Source organism: Enterocloster sp. 210928-DFI.2.20, assembly GCF_020554465.1.
GTDB lineage: Bacteria > Bacillota > Clostridia > Lachnospirales > Lachnospiraceae > Enterocloster > Enterocloster bolteae.
Genome location: NZ_JAJCHK010000008.1, coordinates 1 through 18,721 on the forward strand (window position 1 = coordinate 1; position 18,721 = coordinate 18,721).

At 52.0% G+C, this 18,721-nt stretch carries 15 protein-coding genes; 7 read left to right on the forward strand and 8 right to left on the reverse strand.

Going from position 1 to position 18,721, the window contains the following annotated elements:
* Positions 1-84 precede the first annotated feature (84 nt).
* Positions 85-1,332: an ABC transporter substrate-binding protein gene (locus tag LI015_RS09440; protein ID WP_002569892.1), complete on the reverse strand. Its 1,248-nt coding sequence runs from the start codon at positions 1,330-1,332 to the stop codon at positions 85-87.
* Between the two features lie 309 nt (positions 1,333-1,641).
* Between LI015_RS09440 and LI015_RS09445 the strand changes: the two genes are divergently transcribed.
* The 6 genes from LI015_RS09445 (at position 1,642) to LI015_RS09470 (ending at position 9,531) form a co-directional block, all read left to right on the forward strand.
* Positions 1,642-2,670 (forward strand): LacI family DNA-binding transcriptional regulator, encoded by a 1,029-nt coding sequence (locus tag LI015_RS09445; protein ID WP_002569893.1) that lies wholly within the window; start codon positions 1,642-1,644, stop codon positions 2,668-2,670.
* Positions 2,671-2,863: 193 nt separating this feature from the next.
* Entirely contained in the window at positions 2,864-3,994 is a 1,131-nt protein-coding gene (locus tag LI015_RS09450; protein WP_002569894.1) for an extracellular solute-binding protein, read from the forward strand.
* Between the two features lie 179 nt (positions 3,995-4,173).
* Positions 4,174-5,274 carry an ABC transporter ATP-binding protein gene (locus tag LI015_RS09455; protein WP_227124693.1) on the forward strand — a complete coding sequence of 367 codons (1,101 nt, stop codon included), beginning with the start codon at positions 4,174-4,176 and terminating at the stop codon, positions 5,272-5,274.
* Positions 5,271-6,935: an ABC transporter permease gene (locus tag LI015_RS09460; RefSeq protein WP_117626513.1), complete on the forward strand. Its 1,665-nt coding sequence runs from the start codon at positions 5,271-5,273 to the stop codon at positions 6,933-6,935. The genes LI015_RS09455 and LI015_RS09460 overlap by 4 nt, the downstream gene beginning before the upstream one ends.
* Before the next feature lie 75 nt (positions 6,936-7,010).
* Complete coding sequence (locus LI015_RS09465) at positions 7,011-8,738, forward strand: sensor histidine kinase (RefSeq protein ID WP_002569897.1); 1,728 nt, start codon at positions 7,011-7,013, stop codon at positions 8,736-8,738.
* Positions 8,731-9,531: a response regulator transcription factor gene (locus tag LI015_RS09470; RefSeq protein WP_002569898.1), complete on the forward strand. Its 801-nt coding sequence runs from the start codon at positions 8,731-8,733 to the stop codon at positions 9,529-9,531. The genes LI015_RS09465 and LI015_RS09470 overlap by 8 nt, the downstream gene beginning before the upstream one ends.
* On the opposite strand, the gene LI015_RS09475 is transcribed toward LI015_RS09470, so the two are convergent.
* The 3 genes from LI015_RS09475 to LI015_RS09485 form a co-directional block, all read right to left on the reverse strand.
* On the reverse strand, positions 9,521-10,291 hold the full coding sequence (locus LI015_RS09475; protein ID WP_227124695.1) for a suppressor of fused domain protein: 771 nt from the start codon (positions 10,289-10,291) through the stop codon (positions 9,521-9,523). The genes LI015_RS09470 and LI015_RS09475 overlap by 11 nt on opposite strands.
* Positions 10,292-10,301: 10 nt before the next feature.
* Positions 10,302-11,447, reverse strand: coding sequence for a GGDEF domain-containing protein (locus LI015_RS09480; RefSeq protein WP_227124697.1), 1,146 nt, complete (start codon positions 11,445-11,447; stop codon positions 10,302-10,304).
* Between the two features lie 83 nt (positions 11,448-11,530).
* Positions 11,531-12,364, reverse strand: coding sequence for a MerR family transcriptional regulator (locus LI015_RS09485; RefSeq protein ID WP_002569901.1), 834 nt, complete (start codon positions 12,362-12,364; stop codon positions 11,531-11,533).
* 116 nt (positions 12,365-12,480) lie between these two features.
* Between LI015_RS09485 and LI015_RS09490 the strand changes: the two genes are divergently transcribed.
* Positions 12,481-13,809, forward strand: coding sequence for an MATE family efflux transporter (locus tag LI015_RS09490; protein WP_002569902.1), 1,329 nt, complete (start codon positions 12,481-12,483; stop codon positions 13,807-13,809).
* Positions 13,810-13,968: 159 nt separating this feature from the next.
* Here the strand turns inward: LI015_RS09490 and LI015_RS09495 are convergent, their stop codons facing one another.
* The 4 genes from LI015_RS09495 to LI015_RS09510 are packed head-to-tail and all read right to left on the reverse strand — an operon-like array spanning position 13,969 to position 18,716.
* Positions 13,969-14,748: a response regulator transcription factor gene (locus LI015_RS09495; RefSeq protein ID WP_002569903.1), complete on the reverse strand. Its 780-nt coding sequence runs from the start codon at positions 14,746-14,748 to the stop codon at positions 13,969-13,971.
* On the reverse strand, positions 14,733-16,445 hold the full coding sequence (locus LI015_RS09500; RefSeq protein WP_195633865.1) for a sensor histidine kinase: 1,713 nt from the start codon (positions 16,443-16,445) through the stop codon (positions 14,733-14,735). The genes LI015_RS09495 and LI015_RS09500 overlap by 16 nt, the downstream gene beginning before the upstream one ends.
* Positions 16,442-17,605 carry an extracellular solute-binding protein gene (locus LI015_RS09505; protein ID WP_118019427.1) on the reverse strand — a complete coding sequence of 388 codons (1,164 nt, stop codon included), beginning with the start codon at positions 17,603-17,605 and terminating at the stop codon, positions 16,442-16,444. Before LI015_RS09505 ends, LI015_RS09500 begins: the two co-directional genes overlap by 4 nt.
* A gap of 34 nt (positions 17,606-17,639) precedes the next feature.
* Entirely contained in the window at positions 17,640-18,716 is a 1,077-nt protein-coding gene (locus LI015_RS09510; protein WP_227124699.1) for an ABC transporter ATP-binding protein, read from the reverse strand.
* Between the last annotated feature and the right edge of the window lie 5 nt (positions 18,717-18,721).

Below are 18,721 nucleotides of genomic sequence, written 5' to 3' on the forward strand. Positions count from 1 at the left end.
TCAATGCCAGAGTTTTGCTGGCATGATCACTCAAGATTCCGAGAGATCATAATACTCACCACGTTTTCTCTGTTCACACCGTATTTACTCAATGACTTTTTCCGAGGTGATTTCCGAAATAATTTCCGCCTTGCCTTTTACAACCTTTACAAGCAGTCCGCCTCGTCCGCAGTCACCGTTTGTCCGGCAGTCATATTTCGTAATGGCTCCCTGATAATCGCCAATGGTATTCATAGCTTCCCTGACCGCTTCTCTGTCCGTGGAACCGGCCAACGTGATGGCTTCGCAGATTACGGATATATGGTCGTATATCTGGGCTGCCGCCTTTCCGCAGTCATCGCCGTAAAGCTCCTTATACTTTTCAGCCAGCGCAGCACCCTTTGGATTCGGTGTATTCGGTACCCATGCGCTTGCGCAATATACATTGTCATTTAATTCCCCGGCCAGCTGGATGGTCACAGGGTCTGCAAATCCGTTGGAGCCCAGTATAGGAGCTTCTATTCCAAGGGAGCGGATCTGCTGAATCAAAATAGCGGCTTCCGTCTGGAACGCGGCCCCGATGATTGCATCAGCGCCTGATGCCTGTACCTGTGCGATATGGGAAGAAAAGTCCTTTGTCCCTGTCGTAAAGGGTACGGTTACCACCGGTTCTATACCGTAGGATTTAAGGGCCTCTGTGAACAGTCTTGCCTGATCCGCAGAAGAAGTCTCTGTGTCATGCATAACCGCATAACTCTTAATTCCCAGCTCTTCCACCGAATATTTAATCAGGGCAGCGCAAAGCGTATCGTCGCAGGCTCTTAACTGGAACAAATACGGATTATCATTATTACACATGTTCTTCAAAGTGGGGGAAGACCCCTGAGCCGTGGTCAGTATCTTAAATTCCAGTGCGCTGGGCGACTGTGCCATACCGTCATTGGAACTGTCCGGACCCACAATAGCCACAATACTGTCATCCGAAGCCAGCTTACGGTAAGCGTTTACAGCACCCACATCCGTTCCCAAAGCATCCTCAATCACAATTTCAATGGGACGCCCCAGAACGCCTCCCTGAGTGTTGATTTCCTCGGTTATGATTTTTGCCGCATTGGAGGCATATTCTCCTTCCAGCGAACGATCCCCCGTGAGAACTGTTGTCAGGCCAATACGGATGGGGTCACCGGAAGCGGATGGCTCCTGGCTCTCTTGGGCCTGTTCCGTATCGGAAGCTTCTGATTTTACAGCAGCCGTTTCAGTTTCTGCCGCCGCAGATGATTCTGTCTTAGTGCCGCATCCGGCCACTATCCCCGCCATTAACACGGCCAATGTTACTGCTAACATTTTCTTCATAAAAATACCTCCATATTCTGATGTTCTTCCCCTGGTTCACATCGCGCTTCGTGTAATCGTTTACACGACTAATAATAATATATTTTATCGTATATGTCAATTTATTTATATTGAAAGTTATATTTTTATGCATTTTATACATTATTTATCCTATTTTTTATGCATAATAACATTTTGTGTAATTGATTACACATTTGGCATATTTTTCATTGCGTTTCTCTGCCACATCAAGTATAATAAGAAAAGAGGATCCCCCCCGGCCCGTCCGGGTATCTTCCATTACAGCAGCATAGTTTGAAGGAGTTTCTTATGGCAAAAATTACCATCCGGGATATAGCAAAACAATCCGGAGTATCCACCGCCACTGTCTCACGGGTATTGAACAACAGCCCCAAAGTGTCGCCGGAAGTACGCAGCACCATATTAAGGGTTATCGAAGAACTGGGTTACCATCCCAGTCAGGCTGCCCGCGAATTAAAAAATAAAAGCTCAAAGACCATCGCCCTGGTGATTGCAGATGGTACAAACGAATATTACTTCCAGATTGCCCAAGCCATCATACATGCAATCCAGGAGGAGGGCTATACTCTTTTCATCTGCAACTCATTTAATAACAGTGAGATTGAACGCAATTATCTGATGATGCTCTCAGAACGCAAAATTGACGGACTTGTCCTAAACAGCTGCGGTGGCAACAATGAACTGATTGTAAGCTTAAGCCAGAAAATACCCACTGTCCTGATACACCGTCGGATTGATCATCCCGGATTTGTCGGGGATTTTGCCAATGCAGACTTCGGCATCAGCACTTACGAGATGACCATGGAGCTGATACGAAACCGTCATACAAAAATAGGCATCATATGCGGCCCCACCCAGTTCAGCTCTGCCGCTGAACGGCTTCAGCAGTTTAAGCGCGCCATGGCCTCCATACACATTACGGTGGACAGGGATTATCGTTACTTTCTGGAAGGCCCCCATGACTCTGCCTTTGGATATGAAGCCTTGGAACAATTTTTAAGGCTCCCCCACCCGCCTACTGCCTTGGTGGCTGCCCATAATGAAACCTGCATCGGTGCCCTGAGATACTGCCGCGATCACAACATCCCCATTCCTGAGACCCTGTCCATTGTGGCTCCATGTAATGTAAACCTGTGCGACCTGTTCTATGTCCAGCCGACCTATGCCCTGCCTGACACCTGGGCTTTAGGGTTCAGAATTGGCCAGATGCTTCTGGAACGGATTCAAAGTGAAAACCAACTTCTCAACAGGGAGGCCATCTATATTCCAAGAATCATACAGGGCAATAGTGTATCCTGTCCGGGAGACCCCCGGTAAATCAGCTGACAGCGAATTAATTAAAACCATATTGTAACAGACGGATTGAAATTTCTGAATTTTCACTCCGTCTGTTGTTTATTTTCCACCTTTTTGTGGGATTGTCGGATTTACTTTTCCAGCCCAAATGCTAAAATTAAGTTATGAAAAATGTGGTGCAGCAAAAAAATATGTTTAAGGGAGGAATGTTCATATGAGAAAATTTCAAAAAGCAACCGCAGTCATCATGGCAGCAGCCCTGGCAGCCACCGGCTGCAGCTCCGGCGGGGCAAAGACCAGCGACACCCAGCAGCCTTCCGGCACAGAGGCAGCCAAGACAGAGGCGGCTGGTGACGCTGCTAAGACAGAGGCAGCCAAGGACGCTGCTTCCGGTGATGAGGAGCCGGTTCTGGTAGTCTACACGGCCAGAAGCGAGGCCCTCAACAATGCCGTGATTCCTGAGTTTGAAAAGGATACGGGAATCAAGGTGGAGGTGGTAGTGGCAGGTACCGGAGAGCTGTTAAAGAGGGCCCAGTCTGAAAAGGATAACCCCCTGGGCGATATATTCTGGGTGGCTGACCAGACCATGCTCTCCGCCTCCAAGGATCTGTTTATGGAATATGTATCGCCTGAGGATGAAAACATGCTGGATGCGTTCCGCAACACCACCGGTTATTTCACTCCTGCATTTGCGGACCCGACGGTCATGATTGTCAATAAGGACTTAAAGGGCGACATGAAGATTGAAGGCTTTGAGGATTTATTAAACCCTGAGTTAAAGGGCAAGATTGCATTCGGGGATCCTGTAAACTCCAGCTCCGCGTTCCAGTCCCTGTTAGCCATGCTCTACGGCATGGGAAAGGACGGAGACCCGTTATCTGACGAGGCATGGGCCTATGTAGACCAGTTCATCGCAAACCTGGACGGCAAGATGGCCAACAGCTCCAGCCAGGTATACAAGGGCGTTGCCGAAGGCGAGTATGTGGTGGGCCTGACCTGGGAAGACCCGGCTGCCAACTATGTGAAGGAAGGCGCTGCGGTTGAGGTGGTATTCCCCAAAGAAGGGGCCATATTCCCCGGCGAGTCCGTACAGATTTTAAAGGACTGCAAGCATCCTGAAAATGCAAAGAAATTTGTGGACTATATGCTCTCCGAGAAGATTCAGAACGCAGTGGGCTCCAACCTGACTGTAAGGCCTCTCAGAAAGGATGCCAAGCTGGCTGACTACATGACGCCCCAGTCTGAAATCAAACTGTTTGATAACTACGACGAGGGCTGGGTTGCTGAGCACAAAACGGAAATTACCAACCTCTTCAGCGAGCATATGGAGACATCCATGGACTAACCCTTTGCCCGCTCATCTGACAAAACACACAGCACCGGCATAACCATGCCCCCAAAGGACTGCCCATTACGCTGACCACATGATTCCATCACCGCCCATCACCTCTTGGGGGTCTGAAACGGTCAGCTGAGGCAGTCCTTTTTATCTGAAAAACCAAAAAACAAGGAGGGTTACAAACCATGAGTGTAGCTATCAGCATAGAAAATGTAATCAAACGGTTCGGAAAGGACACCATTATTAACGGCCTGTCCTTAGACGTAAGGCCCGGTGAATTCTTCACCCTCTTAGGGCCTTCCGGATGCGGCAAAACCACCCTGCTGCGCATGATTATAGGATTCAATTCCATTGAGGGCGGCGAAATCAAGATTGACGGCAAGGTCATCAACAACATCCCCACCAACAAGAGAAATATGGGCATGGTATTCCAGAACTACGCCATTTTCCCCCACATGTCGGTCCGGGACAATGTGGCCTTCGGCCTTAAGAACCGCAAGGTACCCCAGGACCAGATTGAGTCCCAGGTGGACGAAATCCTTAAAGTAGTAAAGATTGACCACCTGAAAAAGCGGATGCCCTCCAAGCTGTCCGGCGGCCAGCAGCAGCGTGTGGCCCTGGCCAGAGCCATTGTCATCCACCCGGAGGTGCTGCTTATGGACGAACCCCTGTCCAACCTGGACGCCAAGCTGAGGGTGGAGATGAGAAACGCCATCAAGCGGATCCAGCAGCAGGTGGGCATCACCACCATATATGTGACCCATGACCAGGAGGAGGCCCTGGCTGTATCGGACCGCATCGCAGTCATGAACGGCGGCGTCATCCAGCAGATTGACACCCCCAAGAACGTGTACCAGCGGCCCTCCAATATCTTTGTTTCCACCTTCATCGGACTGTCCAACATCATGGACGGGCGCATTGAGGCAAGGGACGGGCAGACAATGCTTCACATCGGGGATTACAGCGTGCCCATGGAGAACCTTTCCCGCAGCGCGCAGGACGGCCAGGCCGTGAAGGTATCCATCCGTCCTGAAGAATTCATCATCAGCCGGGAGGACAGCGGCGGCATACCTGCGGTTGTGCGAAGCAGCGTGTTCCTCGGCATCACCACCCACTACTTTGTGGAAACAGCGGACGGCAGGGAGATGGAGGTCATACAGAACTCCGATATCTGGGATATCATCCCGGACCACACCCCCATCCGCCTGGGCGTACAGCCCCATAAAATCAACGTGTTCACTGAGGACGGCAGTCAAAGCCTTATTGTCAGGAGGGACCATTCATGAGATATGCAGGAGAGAAAAAATTAAATATATGGGTTGCAATGGCACTGGGAATCCTGGCCCTGTTCCTTCTCTTCGTGGTCTACCCCCTGGTGCTGGTGCTCTATAAAAGCGTTCTTTCTGAGGACGGAAACTTAAGCTTTGCCTATTTTACTAAATTCTTCGCAAGAAAATACTACTGGAGCACCCTGGTAAACAGCTTTAAGGTCACCATTGTATCCACCGTGGTGGCTGCCGTTCTGGGGCTGGCCATGGCCTACGTGCTGCGGAGCGTACAGATCAAAGGAAGTAAATACCTGAACATCCTGATTGTCATTTCCTACCTGTCCCCGCCTTTCATAGGGGCCTATGCATGGATTCAGCTGTTGGGGCGCAACGGTTTCTTCACCAAGATACTCAACAGCCTCTTTCACATAAAGCTGGGCGGCATCTATGGGTTTGCGGGCATTGTGCTGGTATTCTCCCTCCAGTCCTTCCCCCTGGTGTACATGTACATATCCGGCGCCCTGAAAAACCTGGACAATTCCCTGAACGAGGCAGCCGAAAGCCTTGGCTGCACCGCATTCCAGAGAGTGATGCAGATCATCGTCCCCCTGGTAATGCCCACCATGCTGGCCAGCTCCCTGCTGGTGTTCATGCGCGTGTTCTCTGACTTTGGTACTCCCATGCTCATCGGCGAGGGCTATAAGACCTTTCCGGTGCTGATTTACAGCCAGTTCATGGGTGAGGTCAGCACGGACGACCATTTTGCCGCCGCGCTCTGCGTCATTGTCATCGGCATAACCCTGGTTCTCTTCTTCCTCCAGCGCTATCTGGGCAGACGCTTCACCTACTCCATGACCGCCTTAAAGCCCATGGTGGCGGAAAAATGCACCGGCACACGCAACATCCTGTCCCATCTGTTTGTGTACGCAGTGGTGCTCATCGCCATCCTGCCCCAGATTACAGTCATCGTCACCTCCTTCCTGGCAACAGGCGGAGGAACCGTATACACAGGAGGCTTTTCCCTGGAAAACTACAGGAACACCCTGTTCTCCAAGAACAATAACACAGCTATTTTCAACACCTACCTGTTCGGAATATGCGCCATTGCCATTGTGGTGGTGTTTGGTATCCTCATATCCTACCTGACAGTCAGGAAGAGGTCCTTCCTCACCGGCATACTGGACACGGTGACCATGTTCCCCTACATCATCCCCGGTTCTGTCCTGGGCATCTCCTTCCTGTATGCCTTTAACAGCAAGCCCCTGCTGCTCAGCGGCACTGCCATTATTATCATCATATCCCTGTCCATACGGCGGATGCCCTATACCATCCGCTCCAGCACCGCAATCATCGGTCAGATCAGTCCCAGCGTGGAGGAAGCCGCCATCAGTCTGGGGTGCACCGAGACGAAATCCTTTGTGAAGGTCACGGTGCCCATGATGATGTCCGGGGTGCTCTCCGGGGCCATTATGAGCTGGATCACCTTAATCAGCGAGCTCAGTTCCTCCATCATCCTGTATACCAGCAAGACCCAGACCCTGACCGTAGCCATTTACGCCGAGGTCATCCGCAGCAACTTCGGCAATGCCGCAGCCTACTCCACCATCCTGACCCTGACAAGCATCCTGTCCCTGCTGGTATTTTTCAAGGTCACAGGCAGCAACGACATCAGCATTTAGTCTCTATCTATGATATAATAGGAGGTACAGTGTCCTGAGGGCACTGTACTTCACTACTTCCGGGAGGTACCCGCCATGGCAGGCAACCAGTACAGGGATTACATCAAGCGTTCTTTCCTTAAATATGCATGCTCCATCATCTCACTGCTCTTTGTGCTGATGGGGCTGTTCCTGTTCATCAATGTCCAGTGGATCAGCGTGGGAAGCAACCGGAAGAACAACGCCCTTCTGGCATCCGCCCTGGACAGCCAGGTGTCATCCTATAAGGAAGGTTTGGAACACTTTTCCACAGATTACCGCTTTTTGGATGCCCTGAAACCGGGAAATGCGGATGCCGCCACCCAGGTCAACCGGCTGCTCTACGGTTTTACCACATCCCAGCCCATACGAAGCACCTTTGCCCTTACAGATACAGAGGGACACATGGTAAGCTCCAGCCTATTTGAGGGAAACCGCGAAATATTCCTGAACAGCGCCGTCTATAAGAGCCTGGTGGAAAAAATGCAGGAAGCCCCTGACCTGACCCATACCATGCCCAGCCGCCTGAATTTTGCCCACGGACAGGAAGGGGACCTGCTCATGGCCCGCCCCGTCGCAGACGCAGACGGAATCTGCGGATACCTGTTTTTCGATTTGATGGATGAACAGATTTACGAGGCTGTGCGGGAATGTCCGTTAGACGACGTGGTCATCACAGACAGGTATGACAACCTGGTTTTTGCAGTGGGAAGGCAGAATGCGGACCCCATGGAAAAATATCCTGCCGGCAAATACAGGATGGACTGGCAGAAGGGCAATATTGTAAAGGTCAACAACAAGCATTACCACATACACAAGGAAGTCCTTCCTGAGAGCTCCCTGATTCTGTACACACTGGTATCCATGGAATTCCAGCGCAGCCTTGTGACCTACGGCATTCTGTTTCTGGGGCTGGCCGGAATACTTATGGTCATCATGATTCCGCCCCTGACCCTGCGCATAACCAAAAAGAACCTGCAGGCCATTGACGAGCTCCAGGCCTCGGTGGAGGAAATGGGGCGGGGAAATATGGATTACCGCCTGAAAAGCCAGGTATTTGACGAATTCCGGATGCTCAACGACGCGTTCCGCAACATGGTGATTCAGCGCGAGGAGCTGATGCTTCACAACAGCGAGCTGGCGGAGCGCAAACGCACCATGGAAATCAAGCAGCTGGAGGAACAGTTTAACCCCCATTTTATCTTCAATGTATTGGAGACTCTCCGGTATGAGATTGCCATTGACTCCCAGAAGGCTTCGGAGATGGTCATGGCCTTTGCCAACCTGATGCGCTACAGCGTATATTACGGGAGCACCATTGTGCCCCTGCAGACCGACATCGAATACATCAACGACTATCTCCTGCTTCAGAAAATGCGCTATAACCGCAGGCTCAATTACCATATCGACATCCCGGAGGAACTGATGGACTTAATGATTCCAAAGCTGCTCCTGCAGCCTGTGGTGGAGAATTCCCTGGTCCACGGAATGAAGGATAAACACTGTGTATCCGTCACCATCACGGCCCGTAAAAAGGACAGCACACTGGTGCTGAGCGTGGAGGACAACGGCAGCGGCATCAGCCCGGAAAAGCTGAAGGAGCTGCGGGAGGCCCTGGATCAGGAGGATATTTACAGAGAACATATCGGATTATATAATTCCCACCGGGTGGTGCGGCTTCTCTACGGCCCTTCCTACGGCCTGACCATTGAGAGTTCCCCCGGAAACGGAACGCGGGTAAGCGTCACCCTTCCCGCGGATATGGAGGAGGATACATATGTATAAGGTCCTGATTGTGGAGGACGAAGACATCATACGCAAAGGCCTGCTGTTCATGGTAAACTGGCAGGAGGCGGACTGCGTGGTGGTGGGAGAGGCAGTGGACGGACTGGAGGGACTGGAAAAAATCAGGGAAACAAACCCGGATATTGTGGTGGTGGACATCAACATGCCTGTAAAGGACGGTCTTTCCATGCTGGAGGACAGCATAGAGGAGTACGGCTATGACGCCGTCATTGTGTCCGGCTACAGCGATTTTGAATACGCCAGGAAGGCTATCCGCCTGGGAGTCACGGAATATCTTTTAAAGCCAGTGAATTTTAACGAACTCTATGACGCTCTCAGAAAGATTAAAGACAAGCAGCAGGCAGCGGCCAGGCTCAGGCATGAGCTGAAGCAGCTGGACATGGAAAAGCGTAAGTTAGGCATACTGGATGAACCGGAAACAGGGGACAGTCCCGAAGGGAACCGCCATGTGGAGTACATGATGGACTGCATCCGAAACCACTACAGTTCCCACCTTTCTCTTACGGATATCAGCGAGCAGTGCGGCATGTCCTGCACCTACTTAAACTCCAAGTTTAAAAGCTTTACAGGTTATACCTTCAACGACTATCTGAACCGCTACCGGATGCAGAAGGCCGTGGACCTGCTGAAGGAAAATAAATACAAGGTCTACGAAATCGCAGACCTTGTGGGCTTCTCGGACTATAAATATTTCATCAAAGTATTTAAAAAATATGTAGGATGCTCTCCGGTCAAGTTCATGGAAAGCGGAGGAGCCGGGCCTACTCCTTAAAATCCGCGCAGAGATTGGGCCGGTGGATATCCAGCACCATGGGCAGGTTCCCTTCGGAAAACCGCTTGTCCAGCGCCTCCATGCCATACTCCAGCTTATACTCAATCTCTTCCCTGTATGCAGGTATAACCATGTAGAAGTTTACCTTCCTGCCGTCCTTTGCCTCCATGCTGCCCATATCGCCGCCGATCTGTACCAGGACCACGCCGCCCATTCCGGTATCCGGCGCCAGAGGCTCATAATCAGGACCATTGGGAATGGTGTGCCCCCATCCCAGCCAGGTGCTGTACTCATGGGGGAAACGGGCCAGATACTTAATCAGTCCGATGGGCCAGTATTCCTCCTGCGCAATGTCGCTGTTGATCTGGCCTGCCTCACCCGGATTCCACTCCTTTGGAAGGAACATATACAGTTCCCCGTACCTGAGGTCCTCCCTGTCCTGGATTTCCTCCGGCAGAGTCATGGGCATATCGCTCATGCCCGTGGTATACATTACATAGTAGGGATGGGTTTCATCGGGCCGCATAATGTTCACATCAATGTGGACCAAATCCGATAAAAGCTCATGGAACACAAATTCCTCCCGGTTGGGAAACAGTCCCTGAAAATGGGCATTTATCTCCTCTGCGTATACGCCATAAGCCTCCGGCGGCCTCCAGCCCTCATTCTCCTTATCCTCATAGCGGTAAATAGGCGAACCGCCCTTTGACACCTCATCTGCTTTTGGTCCCTTCTTAAACAGCTTGTCCAACAGTCCCATCTGTATCCTCCTATGCGTTTTTATTCTTATAGTACTGCTGCTTTCTCATGTACATGTTCTTGTCCGCCCTGCGGCACGTGCTGTAGAGATCCGCGTCCGCCTTGGGGTCATAGATGGAATATCCCCAGGAAAAGGTAAATTCCGGCATGGATGCCTCCCTGTTAAACATGTCCCCGAACCGTCTCATGAAATCCTGTATCTTATCCCGGTCCGCATCCGGCATCACCACCACAAACTCGTCGCCCCCAATGCGGTACATCACTGCCTCCCTGGTCCGCATATTGAGATATGCCTTTGAAACGCAGGTAATGTAGACATCTCCGGCATCATGCCCCAGGGTATCGTTTACATGCTTAAGGCCATTTAAATCCAGAAGGATGAATCCTGTTCCCTCCTGGGCCTTCCCGGCAATGCGGTTTCCTATATCCAGCTGATATGCGTTCCGGTTTTTAAGCTGGGTCAGGTAATCCGTATTTGACATATCCCGGTAAAAGGGATTGGATATGCGCCTGAACAACAGTCTGGAGGCGAGACAGGCCCCAAGGCTGAACAGCAGGATAAACAGCGGAAGCAGGAGACGCAGGCTCCGGTAGGTATCATACTGATGGCCTGCCTCGAACTCGATTCCCACCACTCCCAGCACCTGTTCCCCATCATATATGGGCATGTAGGTGATAAATATTTTTCCCCATTCCGTGTCCTTAATCCGGTCCGGAAGCACCTTCTGTCCGTCCAGTGCCCGTTGCATGTCCGGGTAAATCTCATGCTCAATCAGGTCCCCCGGATAGCGGAAGTCCGGCTCCGATTGATCCAGGCAGTCGATAAGATACACGAACTCGCCGTCCTCATTCATCTTTGCGGTATAGAGATACCGGACACCGGAAATCTCCCTGATCCTCTGGAAAGCTTCATGGGCCTGCTTATAGACATCTCCCTCCATATCTTCCCTGGTCCGTACCTGATCAAAGGTGCTCTTATCCAGACGTTTCTCCACATATCCGTATATGGCCTCTGCCTGGTCCCTCAGACTGATCAGGGTATCATTGTATGTAATTCTGTACTGAAACCAAAAAATGGAGAATGTCAACAGGGCCACTACAATTGCAGTGAATAGGGATACCTGTATGTCCACTCTCCTCCATATGCTGGGCTTCATTTTGATTTTCTCCTTGGTCATGGCTGCATTCCATCCATCTGGTATTATTTTACATTATACTATCTGGTGCATCCTTTGTCTATTTAAGGATTTATTACTTTACTCTCCACCGGCACCATAACCTTTACTATATACTGTTCGTACTCCTTCACCGTCAGCTCATCCAGCATCAAATCCTCATACCACATCTGGCCCAGCCGGATCCCCCGCTCCCCCGCAAAGGCGCTGATGAGGCGGTAGGGCTTTTCCATGTCCCACAAATGCCCCCTGCTGTACAGCTCCACATAGACTCCCTCCGGCCGGCTCTGAACCCGGCGGGAGGCAGTTTTCTTATCCAGCCTGGTATACACCTTCACATAGCGGTCATATATGCCCCGGTCCATGTCCTCTCCCAGGTAAATGGATCCCACCGCGCCCACTGTGTCATGGTACTTTTCCTGCATTCTCACATGCTCCGCAATCTCCACCGCAGCCTTCCGCTCCGACCCCGCGCTGATGTCCGACACAAGCAGGTATTCCCTGTCCCTCTCCACCAGCCTTGGCTCATCCAGAGCAGCCTTCATGGCCAGCTGCACCGACTCCTCCTCATGAAGGATGAAGCGCTTCATATTCTTAAGACGCCGTATCTCCTCGTCAATCTGGCGCTTCTTCCCGTCCATCATGGACATGAAACGCTCCGGGGAACGGTTTTCCATATACTCCTTGATTTCCCCCAGGGACATCCCCAACTTCTGCAGGGCACGAATCACCTCGAACATGTCCATCTGCCATACAAAATAATACCTGTATCCGTTCTCCTCCTTTAGGGCCGGTGAAAACAGGCCTATTTCGTCGTAGTGGAACAGCGTATGTTTCCTGACCCCCAGTATCCTGGCAAATTCTCCGGTGGTAAAGTATAGTTCCGACTGTTTTTCCATTTTCGCAAATCTCCTCTTGACTATCGGGTTACCCTATAGCATATGATAATACCTGCGGCTGAAATAATCAATATCCAACAGTACTTATTTTATTGAATCAAAACAGGAGTGTTAATATGAGTCATTCATTATCAAAAAAATTTACCTTCGGGTCCCTGCTGCTGTTTGCGCTGCCCACCACTATCATGATGGTGGTAATGTCCCTGTACACCATTGTAGACGGGGTTTTCGTATCCCGGTTCGTCAGCACCAACGCCCTTTCATCGGTCAATATCGTCTACCCCGTGATCAACATCGTACTTGGCATCTCCGTCATGCTGTCCACGGGAAGCAATGCCATTGTGGCAAAAAAAATGGGGGAAGGCCGGCCTGACAGCGCCAGGGAAACCTTCACCACCATTATCCTGCTGAATATCATAATCGGGCTGGTCTTTGCCGTCCTTGGGAACCTGGCGGCCGTACCCCTTTCCCGTATGCTGGGAGCCAGCGACCTGCTTCTTAAGGACTGCGTCACCTACCTGCGCTGGCAGCTGGCGTTTGCTCCCTCCCTCATGCTTCAGATTCAGTTTCAGATGTTTTTTGTGACAGAGGGAAAGCCCGGCATCGGATTGTTCCTCACCCTGCTGGCAGGCATTGCCAACGCAGTGCTGGACTATGTGCTGATTGTACCCATGGGAATGGGTATTGCCGGTGCAGCCATCGCCACGGTAACCGGGTACTCCATCCCGGCCCTTATCGGCCTCATTTACTTTGCCGCTGCCAGAAAGAGCCTATGGTTCGTACGGCCCCGCATTGTAAAAAAGGAGCTGGGAGAAACCTGTCTCAACGGTTCTTCCGAGATGGTGACCAACCTTTCCTCCGGCGTCATCACCTTCCTGTTCAATCTGCTGATGATGCACTTTGCAGGCGAGGACGGGGTGGCCGCCATCACCATCATCCAGTATTCCCAGTTTCTGCTAAATGCACTGTTCATGGGATTTTCCCAGGGCGTGTCCCCTGTTATCAGCTTTAACTACGGAAGCCAGAACCATCAGCAGCTCAGACAGGTATTTAAAACCTCTCTCATTTTCACGGCAGCTTCCTCCCTGGCCGTTTTCCTCATGGCCCAGCTGGGCGGCAGCCTGGTGGTAGAGATTTTCGCACGCAGGGGCACGCCTGTCTATGAACTGGCAAGGCACGGATTCATGATATTTGCATGCAGCTTTCTTTTTTCCGGCTTCACCATCTTTGCCTCCGCCCTGTTCACAGCCCTGTCCGACGGACGTATATCCGCCATCATCTCCTTCGTGCGCACCTTTGGCCTGATTATCACCAGCCTGCTGGTGCTGCCCTTTATCATCGGGATGGACGGTGTGTGGCTGGCCATTCCCATTGCAGAGTTCGGCGGAATCCTGCTGTGTCTTTATTTTTTACGCAAGTACAGGACCAAATATCACTATGCCTGATTGTTTAACTGCCCCTTAAAAAGGGGGATGGCCCGGCGCTTTGATACAAAGCAGTCCGGGCCGGCGTCATTTCTGACATATCCAGCATAAACCATGGAGCCGCTCTAAGGTCAAGGCAATTTCATCCATGGAGATAATTGTAAGGTTTCTTACGAATTCTCACGACACCCCTTTGATAAACTTGGTGGGAGATTTGGAGGTATACTTTTTGAACACGGAGCAGAAATGCTTGTAGTCCGTAAATCCGGTGGCCTCTGATATCTCACTGATTCTGTACTGTCTGGTGCCCAGCATCACAATGGCCTGCTGTACCCTGTATTTATTGAGAAAGTCCAGGAAGGTCTGTCCCGTGACCTCCTTGAATTTCCTGCTCAGATAGCTGGCGCTGACTCCCAGGTCATCGGAGATGGATTCTATGCTCAGCTTCCTGGCAAAATCCTCCCGTATGGCTGTTATGGCCCTGGATACATACTGGTTCTCCGACAAATCCAGCTGCATGTAGTACTCCAGGTTTAAGTTGCCCCCCTCTATCTCCGCCTGCTCCATCACATGCTCCACCTGGCGGCTGCTCACGATTTCCTCCCCCAGCCGTTCCATGATGCCTGCCAGGGCCTCCTCGTCCACAGGCTTTAACAGGTACTCGCAGACCCTGGCCTCGATGGCACGCCTGGCATACTCAAAATCCGCGTAGCTGGTCAGGAGAATGCTCTTAAACCTTACCTGCTCCGAGGCTTTCTTTATCATCTCTATGCCGTCCATAAAGGGCATGCAGATATCCGTTATGACCACATCCGGCCTGTGCTCCAAAATCTTCTCATATCCGTCCTGGCCGTCGGCAGCCTCCGCCACTACCACGCAGTCCATGGACAGCCAGTCCGTGGTATAGACCAGCCCCTTTCGTATCATCTCTTCATCTTCCGCAATCAACACACGCAACATCCGTCTGATTCCTCTCTTTTCACCGGCAGGGTCACCACCAGGGTGGTGCCGTGTCCCTCCGCGCTTCTGATCTCCACCCCGTAGGGGCGACCGTACAGGATGTCAATTCTTCTGTGAATGTTATACAGTCCCGAATGCCTTCTGGGATTTTCCTTCTGCTCCAGCAGGGCTGTCAGCTCGCTTAGGGTTCCCTGAGGGATTCCCACCCCGTCGTCACGGCATATCATGATCAGCTTTCCCTCATGGATATAGGCTTTCAGCTCCACAGTCAGGTTGAGCTGCTTTCCAAACCCGTATTTCACCGCATTCTCTATCATGGGCTGGAGCACCAGCTTGGGAATCCGCAGGTCCATGGCTTCCGGCTCCACGTCAATCCTGCATCGGAACCGTTCCCCGAACCTGCGTTTTAATATGGTCAGATAGGATTCCAGGTGCTCCAGGTCCTCCTTTAGCGTCACCTCTGCCTTGCTGCCGTCCAGACTGTAGCGCAGAAGGTTTGACAGGCTGAAGACCATCCGCTCCGCTGTTGCCGGCTCCAGCTTGCACATGTACCGGATGTTCTCCAGGGTATTGTACAGGAAATGGGGATTGAACTGGGATTCCAGCTGCTTGTTCTGGGCCATGGACACCAGCTCCGCCATCTTTTTGTTGTTCTCCATCTGGATTCTCAGGCTCTGTATGGTCTCGTTATAGGCGTCGGCAATGATTTTGAACTCATTGTCGCTCTGTATCCGTATGACGCCTTCCAGATCCCCGTCCCTGGCATTCTCCATCACATCCAGGATTTTATAGAAATCCTCTGTCTTTTTCTCCGTCACCTTCCTGGAGTTGAGAAGCATCCACAGGGTCATGAGCACCAGGGCCGTGATGACCAGGCCGCTGCCCAGGCCCAGGGAAATGACGATGTTCTGGATATCGGAGATGGAATACACGGTAAACCCGCCCCTGGGAACCTGCTGCCTGGATACCAGGTACATCTGTTTCTCATGGTTTAAATACCGGCCCGACTCCCTGAGGACCTTCATGACCTGGTTGCTGCTGTTTAAGAAGCTGTAATTACTGCTGACATAAGCCCAGCCAAAGGGATCGGCGATAATGGTCTGTATATCCGGCTTGTCCACAAGGGCCTTAAACTGGCTGCTGGGAATGGAACACAGGATATATCCCAGTTTCCGGTTCCCGTCCATCACGCTCCGGCCTATGGCAATCGTACTGTCGCCGCTCTTCCATCCTTCTGCCAGCCTGAGAGCCGTCTTATGAGGCTCCCGGTCCATATCGTCAAATATCCCCCAGGACACATCCTCCGGCACATCCAGGAACTGGGGGAGGTCACTCCGGCTGGACAGAAGAATGTTCCTGCTGCTGTCCATGACAAACAAATCCCCCTCCAGTCCCAGACTGTTAGTGATGCCGTAAAATATCCCAAACAGCTCAGCCTTCCCGTCCGGCTCGCGGATGTTGTCAAAGCAGCCGGGCTGCGAAGCCATTTCCTCCACGCCCTCCTCATAGCGGGCCAGCACATTGTCCAGCAATCCTGCCACATACCGGTTGTGCTCAATATTGCCGCTCCTTTTCCCGTGGAGCAGCACGGTCATGAAAAGCATGCCGCATACCATGGTAAATATGACCGCAGGGACAATGGCGTAGGCGATAAACATGCGCTCCAGCTCGTGGCGGAAATACCGTTCCTTCTTCACTGGCTTCCCACCTCCCCGGACATGCCCCCATCCTCCTCAAGCACTCTGCTGTAAATAGAGGCAAAATGCTCCAGCCACATCCCTTTTCTGGAATTCACCTCGTCCTCCCTGCTGTATATGATGTGGATGTCCTCCTTATCCGGCAGATAGGAAGGTTCCTCCACATCCATTCTCACAGAACGGCGGTCCAGCCTCATGGAGATAACGGTCTGTGCGTCCCTGCCCGTGACAAAGTCCACAAACTCCCTGGCCTCCTTCATATGGCGGCTGCCCTTTACGATGCAGACGCTGTCCGGCGTGGAGATAACCCCTTCCTTCATATACACCAGCTTTACCGGTCCCCTGTCCGCCACATAGTGGGCGGCCGCCTCCTCAAAGGTCAGGCCCACGGCGTATTTTCCCTGGGCCACTCCCTGATACACCTCCCCGGAACCGCCTAACAGAATGCCGTCCAGGTTCCGGCAGAAGTCCTCCACGTAATCCCAGCCCTGCTCCGGCTCCCCGTCCCCCATCGCATAGAGCATATTGATAAGATGCTCATAGGCCGAGGACGACGTGGCAGGATCGCACATGGCGATTCTGCCTTTCAGCTCCGGCTGTAACAAATCCTCATAGCCCTCCACCTTCACATCCCCAATCAGGTTTGTATTTACCATGATTACACTGGGAATATCCGTGAACCGGCTCATATTGCCTTCCCTGTTCTTAAACTCATCCCGCACCATATCCTCATTGCAGCTTATGTACGCCTCAAACAGCTCCCTCTTGGGACTGGTGGTGGACAGGGAACCTCCCCAGAATATATCGCAGGGAGGATCGCTCCCCTCCTCCGCCATCTTAAGCAGCTCCCCTGTGCCTCCGGTCTGGACATAGACCCGTATTCCGGTCCGCCCCTCAAATTCCGCCACAATGGGGTTGATGAACTCAAGGGGATGGGGGCAGTAAATCACCAGCTCCTCATCCCCTGCATGGTCCCTGCCAGCCCCATGCTCCGTGCCTGCCCCAGAGTCCGTGCCAGCCCCATGCTCCGTGCTTGCTGCACGATCCGCACCTGCCCTATGGCCCGCAGCCGCAGAAGTCCCGCTGCCTGCGCAGCCGGCCAGGCAGAGGGACATTCCTATCACTGCAATATATATGCTCCAACTCTTTTTCATACGCATCCGATTCCTCATACTGCCTATTGTACCAATGCGTCTACAGGATGTAAACCCCCTTGGGATCGAAATCCAGGTATGCCTTCTCCCCTACCTCGTATATCCTGCGGTTTACAGGATTGTAATCCGTAATCTGAATCTCCATGTTCCCCACCATGACCTGATAATACTGATAGGATCCCATAAAGGTGGACAGGGTGACAGTGCCTTCCAAAAGCCCCTGCTCCGCCAGGGTGGCTCCCTCAGGCCGGATAACCAGCACCGCGTCATCCCCCGGCCCTGCCTTTGCGAAATTGTTCACCGTAAGCTCCTGACCCACCACGTCGATGACCGCTTTTTCACCGCTTGCGGACCTGACCCTGGCCTCCAGGAAATTAGCTTCCCCGATAAAGTCCGCCACGAACCTGGAGTTGGGATGGTAGTAAATCTCCCTGGGGGGCCCAATCTGCTCCACCTTTCCCTTGCTCATGATAATGATTTTATCGGAAATACTCATGGCCTCGGACTGGTCATGGGTCACGTAGATGGCCGTAATGCCTACCTTCTGCTGGATTTTGCGGATTTCCGTCCTCATGGTGACCCTCAGCTTGGCGTCCAGATTGCTTAATGGTTCGTCAAAGAGCAGTACGCTGGGCTCAATGACAAGGGCCCTGGCCAGGGCCACACGCTGCTGCTGGCCGCCGGAAAGCTGGTTGGTCATACGTGACTCCATGCCCTCCATCTCCACCAGCTTAAGGATGTTCATGACTCTCTCATGAATCTCCTCCTTGGGGAGCTTGCGTATCTTAAGGCCATAGGCCACATTGTCAAATACATTGTAATGGGGCAGAAGGGCATAGCTCTGGAACACCATGGCCGTATCCCTCTTATTGGGTGTCAGGGCATTGATAGCCTCATCCCCCAGGTAGATATCCCCCTCATCCGGGCTCTCAAATCCCGCAATCATGCGCAGGGTAGTGGTCTTGCCGCACCCGGAAGGCCCCAGGAGTGTCACGAAGCTTCCGGGCTCGATATCCAGGGTGGTATCCTGCACCGCATAGAATTCCTTTCCTGTCTTTGGATCTGTATATATTTTGGAAATGTGTTCCAGACGAACACCCTTTTTCTGTTTCTCCATATCAA

Bases quoted from the DNA above. Each gene is read 5' to 3' on its own strand.
- LI015_RS09440 (WP_002569892.1), bottom strand. From the start codon at position 1,332: ATGAAGAAAATGTTAGCAGTAACATTGGCCGTGTTAATGGCGGGGATA.
- LI015_RS09445 (WP_002569893.1), top strand. From the start codon at position 1,642: ATGGCAAAAATTACCATCCGGGATATAGCAAAACAATCCGGAGTATCC.
- LI015_RS09450 (WP_002569894.1), top strand. From the start codon at position 2,864: ATGAGAAAATTTCAAAAAGCAACCGCAGTCATCATGGCAGCAGCCCTG.
- LI015_RS09455 (WP_227124693.1), top strand. From the start codon at position 4,174: ATGAGTGTAGCTATCAGCATAGAAAATGTAATCAAACGGTTCGGAAAG.
- LI015_RS09460 (WP_117626513.1), top strand. From the start codon at position 5,271: ATGAGATATGCAGGAGAGAAAAAATTAAATATATGGGTTGCAATGGCA.
- LI015_RS09465 (WP_002569897.1), top strand. From the start codon at position 7,011: ATGGCAGGCAACCAGTACAGGGATTACATCAAGCGTTCTTTCCTTAAA.
- LI015_RS09470 (WP_002569898.1), top strand. From the start codon at position 8,731: ATGTATAAGGTCCTGATTGTGGAGGACGAAGACATCATACGCAAAGGC.
- LI015_RS09475 (WP_227124695.1), bottom strand. From the start codon at position 10,291: ATGGGACTGTTGGACAAGCTGTTTAAGAAGGGACCAAAAGCAGATGAG.
- LI015_RS09480 (WP_227124697.1), bottom strand. From the start codon at position 11,447: ATGAAGCCCAGCATATGGAGGAGAGTGGACATACAGGTATCCCTATTC.
- LI015_RS09485 (WP_002569901.1), bottom strand. From the start codon at position 12,364: ATGGAAAAACAGTCGGAACTATACTTTACCACCGGAGAATTTGCCAGG.
- LI015_RS09490 (WP_002569902.1), top strand. From the start codon at position 12,481: ATGAGTCATTCATTATCAAAAAAATTTACCTTCGGGTCCCTGCTGCTG.
- LI015_RS09495 (WP_002569903.1), bottom strand. From the start codon at position 14,748: ATGTTGCGTGTGTTGATTGCGGAAGATGAAGAGATGATACGAAAGGGG.
- LI015_RS09505 (WP_118019427.1), bottom strand. From the start codon at position 17,605: ATGCGTATGAAAAAGAGTTGGAGCATATATATTGCAGTGATAGGAATG.
- LI015_RS09510 (WP_227124699.1), bottom strand. From the start codon at position 18,716: ATGGAGAAACAGAAAAAGGGTGTTCGTCTGGAACACATTTCCAAAATA.